Genomic DNA, 5,204 nt, shown 5'->3' with positions numbered 1-5,204 from the left:
AGCTAAGCGACTTCCATATCTCACAGGGGGCAACCCCCAACTACTTCCGGCGTTCTAGGGCTTAACTTCTGTGTTCGGCATGGGTACAGGTGTATCTCCTAGGCTATCGTCACTTAACTCTGAGTAATACTTACTCAAAATTGAATATCTATTCAAACCAAGAAAACCGTTCGCTTTCATATTCTCAGTTACTTTGGATAAGTCCTCGAGCTATTAGTATTAGTCCGCTACATGTGTCGCCACACTTCCACTTCTAACCTATCTACCTGATCATCTCTCAGGGCTCTTACTGATATAAAATCATGGGAAATCTCATCTTGAGGTGGGTTTCACACTTAGATGCTTTCAGCGTTTATCCCTTCCCTACATAGCTACCCAGCGATGCCTTTGGCAAGACAACTGGTACACCAGCGGTAAGTCCACTCTGGTCCTCTCGTACTAGGAGCAGATCCTCTCAAATTTCCTACGCCCGCGACGGATAGGGACCGAACTGTCTCACGACGTTCTGAACCCAGCTCGCGTGCCGCTTTAATGGGCGAACAGCCCAACCCTTGGGACCGACTACAGCCCCAGGATGCGACGAGCCGACATCGAGGTGCCAAACCTCCCCGTCGATGTGAACTCTTGGGGGAGATAAGCCTGTTATCCCCAGGGTAGCTTTTATCCGTTGAGCGATGGCCCTTCCATACGGAACCACCGGATCACTAAGCCCGACTTTCGTCCCTGCTCGAGTTGTAGCTCTCGCAGTCAAGCTCCCTTATACCTTTACACTCTGCGAATGATTTCCAACCATTCTGAGGGAACCTTTGGGCGCCTCCGTTACCTTTTAGGAGGCGACCGCCCCAGTCAAACTGCCCGTCAGACACTGTCTCCGATAGGGATCACCTATCCGGGTTAGAGTGGCCATAACACAAGGGTAGTATCCCAACAACGTCTCCTTCGAAACTGGCGTCCCGATCTCATAGACTCCTACCTATCCTGTACATGTGGTACAGACACTCAATATCAAACTGCAGTAAAGCTCCATGGGGTCTTTCCGTCCTGTCGCGGGTAACCTGCATCTTCACAGGTACTAAAATTTCACCGAGTCTCTCGTTGAGACAGTGCCCAAATCATTACGCCTTTCGTGCGGGTCGGAACTTACCCGACAAGGAATTTCGCTACCTTAGGACCGTTATAGTTACGGCCGCCGTTTACTGGGGCTTCAATTCATACCTTCGCTTACGCTAAGCACTCCTCTTAACCTTCCAGCACCGGGCAGGCGTCACCCCCTATACATCATCTTACGATTTAGCAGAGAGCTGTGTTTTTGATAAACAGTTGCTTGGGCCTATTCACTGCGGCTGACTTAAAGTCAGCACCCCTTCTCCCGAAGTTACGGGGTCATTTTGCCGAGTTCCTTAACGAGAGTTCTCTCGCTCACCTGAGGCTACTCGCCTCGACTACCTGTGTCGGTTTGCGGTACGGGTAGAGTATGTTTAAACGCTAGAAGCTTTTCTTGGCAGTGTGACGTCACTAACTTCGCTACTAAACTTCGCTCCCCATCACAGCTCAATGTTATAGAACTAAGCATTTGACTCAGTTCACACCTCACTGCTTAGACAGACACTTCCAATCGTCTGCTTTAGTTAGCCTACTGCGTCCCTCCATCACTACATACTCTAGTACAGGAATATCAACCTGTTGTCCATCGGATACACCTTTCGGTCTCTCCTTAGGTCCCGACTAACCCAGGGCGGACGAGCCTTCCCCTGGAAACCTTAGTCTTACGGTGGACAGGATTCTCACCTGTCTTTCGCTACTCATACCGGCATTCTCACTTCTATGCGTTCCAGCGCTCCTCACGGTACACCTTCTTCACACATAGAACGCTCTCCTACCATACCTATAAAGGTATCCACAGCTTCGGTAAATTGTTTTAGCCCCGGTACATTTTCGGCGCAGGGTCACTCGACTAGTGAGCTATTACGCACTCTTTGAATGAATAGCTGCTTCTAAGCTAACATCCTAGTTGTCTGTGCAACCCCACATCCTTTTCCACTTAACAATTATTTTGGGACCTTAGCTGGTGGTCTGGGCTGTTTCCCTTTCGACTACGGATCTTAGCACTCGCAGTCTGACTGCCGACCATAATTCATTGGCATTCGGAGTTTATCTGAGATTGGTAATCCGGGATGGACCCCTCACCCAAACAGTGCTCTACCTCCAAGAATCTCTAATGTCGACGCTAGCCCTAAAGCTATTTCGGAGAGAACCAGCTATCTCCAAGTTCGTTTGGAATTTCTCCGCTACCCACAAGTCATCCAAGCACTTTTCAACGTGCCCTGGTTCGGTCCTCCAGTGCGTCTTACCGCACCTTCAACCTGCTCATGGGTAGGTCACATGGTTTCGGGTCTACGTCATGATACTAATTCGCCCTATTCAGACTCGGTTTCCCTACGACTCCGTCTCTTCAACTTAACCTCGCATCATAACGTAACTCGCCGGTTCATTCTACAAAAGGCACGCTCTCACCCATTAACGGGCTCGAACTTGTTGTAGGCACACGGTTTCAGGTTCTATTTCACTCCCCTCCCGGGGTGCTTTTCACCTTTCCCTCACGGTACTGGTTCACTATCGGTCACTAGGGAGTATTTAGGGTTGGGAGATGGTCCTCCCAGATTCCGACGGGATTTCACGTGTCCCGCCGTACTCAGGATACTGCTAGGTACAAAGACTATTTTAAATACGAGGCTATTACTCTCTTTGGCTGATCTTCCCAAATCATTCTTCTATAATCTTTGAGTCCACATTGCAGTCCTACAACCCCGAAGAGTAAACTCTTCGGTTTGCCCTCCTGCCGTTTCGCTCGCCGCTACTAAGGCAATCGCTTTTGCTTTCTCTTCCTGCAGCTACTTAGATGTTTCAGTTCACTGCGTCTTCCTCCTCACATCCTTAACAGATGCGGGTAACAGGTAGTACCTGTTGGGTTCCCCCATTCGGAAATCCCTGGATCATCGCTTACTTACAGCTACCCAAGGCATATCGTCGTTTGTCACGTCCTTCTTCGGCTCCTAGTGCCAAGGCATCCACCGTGCGCCCTTATTAACTTAACCTTATTTTTTTGACCTTTCAGTCATAAACTCTTATTAATACTACAGCGTTTTCGGTTTATTTTCTTGTTACTATTTGATATAGATATTCAATTTTCAATGTGCATTACTTGGTGATCTCTCACCAATGGAGCCTAGCGGGATCGAACCGCTGACCTCCTGCGTGCAAAGCAGGCGCTCTCCCAGCTGAGCTAAGGCCCCACAAGACCTCTCAAGACTAAACAAGACCAATGCGCAGTTCCTTATCCTTAGAAAGGAGGTGATCCAGCCGCACCTTCCGATACGGCTACCTTGTTACGACTTCACCCCAATCATCTATCCCACCTTAGGCGGCTGGCTCCTTACGGTTACCTCACCGACTTCGGGTGTTACAAACTCTCGTGGTGTGACGGGCGGTGTGTACAAGGCCCGGGAACGTATTCACCGCGGCGTGCTGATCCGCGATTACTAGCGATTCCGACTTCATGTAGGCGAGTTGCAGCCTACAATCCGAACTGAGACTGGCTTTAAGAGATTAGCTTGCCGTCACCGGCTTGCGACTCGTTGTACCAGCCATTGTAGCACGTGTGTAGCCCAGGTCATAAGGGGCATGATGATTTGACGTCATCCCCACCTTCCTCCGGTTTATTACCGGCAGTCTCGCTAGAGTGCCCAACTGAATGATGGCAACTAACAATAGGGGTTGCGCTCGTTGCGGGACTTAACCCAACATCTCACGACACGAGCTGACGACAACCATGCACCACCTGTCACCTCTGTCCCGAAGGAAAACTCTATCTCTAGAGCGGTCAGAGGGATGTCAAGACCTGGTAAGGTTCTTCGCGTTGCTTCGAATTAAACCACATGCTCCACCGCTTGTGCGGGCCCCCGTCAATTCCTTTGAGTTTCAACCTTGCGGTCGTACTCCCCAGGCGGAGTGCTTAATGCGTTAGCTGCGGCACTAAACCCCGGAAAGGGTCTAACACCTAGCACTCATCGTTTACGGCGTGGACTACCAGGGTATCTAATCCTGTTTGCTCCCCACGCTTTCGAGCCTCAGCGTCAGTTACAAGCCAGAGAGCCGCTTTCGCCACCGGTGTTCCTCCATATATCTACGCATTTCACCGCTACACATGGAATTCCACTCTCCCCTCTTGCACTCAAGTTAAACAGTTTCCAAAGCGTACTATGGTTAAGCCACAGCCTTTAACTTCAGACTTATCTAACCGCCTGCGCTCGCTTTACGCCCAATAAATCCGGACAACGCTCGGGACCTACGTATTACCGCGGCTGCTGGCACGTAGTTAGCCGTCCCTTTCTGGTAAGATACCGTCACAGTGTGAACTTTCCACTCTCACACTCGTTCTTCTCTTACAACAGAGCTTTACGATCCGAAAACCTTCTTCACTCACGCGGCGTTGCTCGGTCAGACTTTCGTCCATTGCCGAAGATTCCCTACTGCTGCCTCCCGTAGGAGTCTGGGCCGTGTCTCAGTCCCAGTGTGGCCGATCACCCTCTCAGGTCGGCTATGTATCGTCGCCTTGGTGAGCCGTTACCCCACCAACTAGCTAATACAACGCAGGTCCATCTGGTAGTGATGCAATTGCACCTTTTAAGCAAATGTCATGCAACATCTACTCTTATGCGGTATTAGCTATCGTTTCCAATAGTTATCCCCCGCTACCAGGCAGGTTACCTACGCGTTACTCACCCGTTCGCAACTCATCCAGAGAAGCAAGCTCCTCCTTCAGCGTTCTACTTGCATGTATTAGGCACGCCGCCAGCGTTCGTCCTGAGCCAGGATCAAACTCTCATTAAAAGTTTGAGTTCTCACTCATTTCTGTCACTGACAGATTTATTGTTTTTTCATTGTTCAGTACTACAACAATTGTTGTAGTGCCCTGCACATTGGTTCGTCTTGTTCAGTTTTCAAAGGTCTTTGTCACTCGCTTCTCTCAAGTGACAACTATATTAGTATATCACAGTCGCTTTCGCTTGTCAACACTTTTTTGAAACTTTTTTAAAACTTTTTTCATCAAGTGTCTCATCCGCAACATACCATAGTCCGTACGGGATTCGAACCCGTGTTACCGCCGTGAAAAGGCGGTGTCTTAACCCCTTGACCAACGGACC

At 49.6% G+C, this 5,204-nt stretch carries 2 tRNA genes and 3 rRNA genes; all 5 read right to left on the bottom strand.

Annotated elements, in window-relative coordinates:
- Position 1: 1 nt before the first annotated feature.
- Positions 2-117, bottom strand: a 5S ribosomal RNA gene (gene rrf, locus OCF96_RS09705).
- A gap of 76 nt (positions 118-193) precedes the next feature.
- Positions 194-3,095: ribosomal RNA gene (locus OCF96_RS09700) — 23S ribosomal RNA — on the bottom strand.
- A 125-nt stretch (positions 3,096-3,220) separates the two neighbouring features.
- Positions 3,221-3,293, bottom strand: a tRNA-Ala gene (locus OCF96_RS09695).
- 51 nt (positions 3,294-3,344) lie between these two features.
- Positions 3,345-4,890 (bottom strand): 16S ribosomal RNA (locus OCF96_RS09690).
- The 16S, 23S and 5S rRNA genes sit together here with 2 tRNA genes alongside, the layout of an rRNA operon.
- Positions 4,891-5,132: 242 nt before the next feature.
- Positions 5,133-5,204: transfer RNA gene (locus tag OCF96_RS09685), tRNA-Glu, on the bottom strand.

It is taken from the genome of Streptococcus mitis, from assembly GCF_946190065.1.
Classification (GTDB): Bacteria; Bacillota; Bacilli; order Lactobacillales; family Streptococcaceae; genus Streptococcus; species Streptococcus mitis_DE.
The sequence above is the reverse complement of the archived record's forward strand: the minus strand, read 5'-3'. Positions and strand labels throughout refer to the sequence as shown.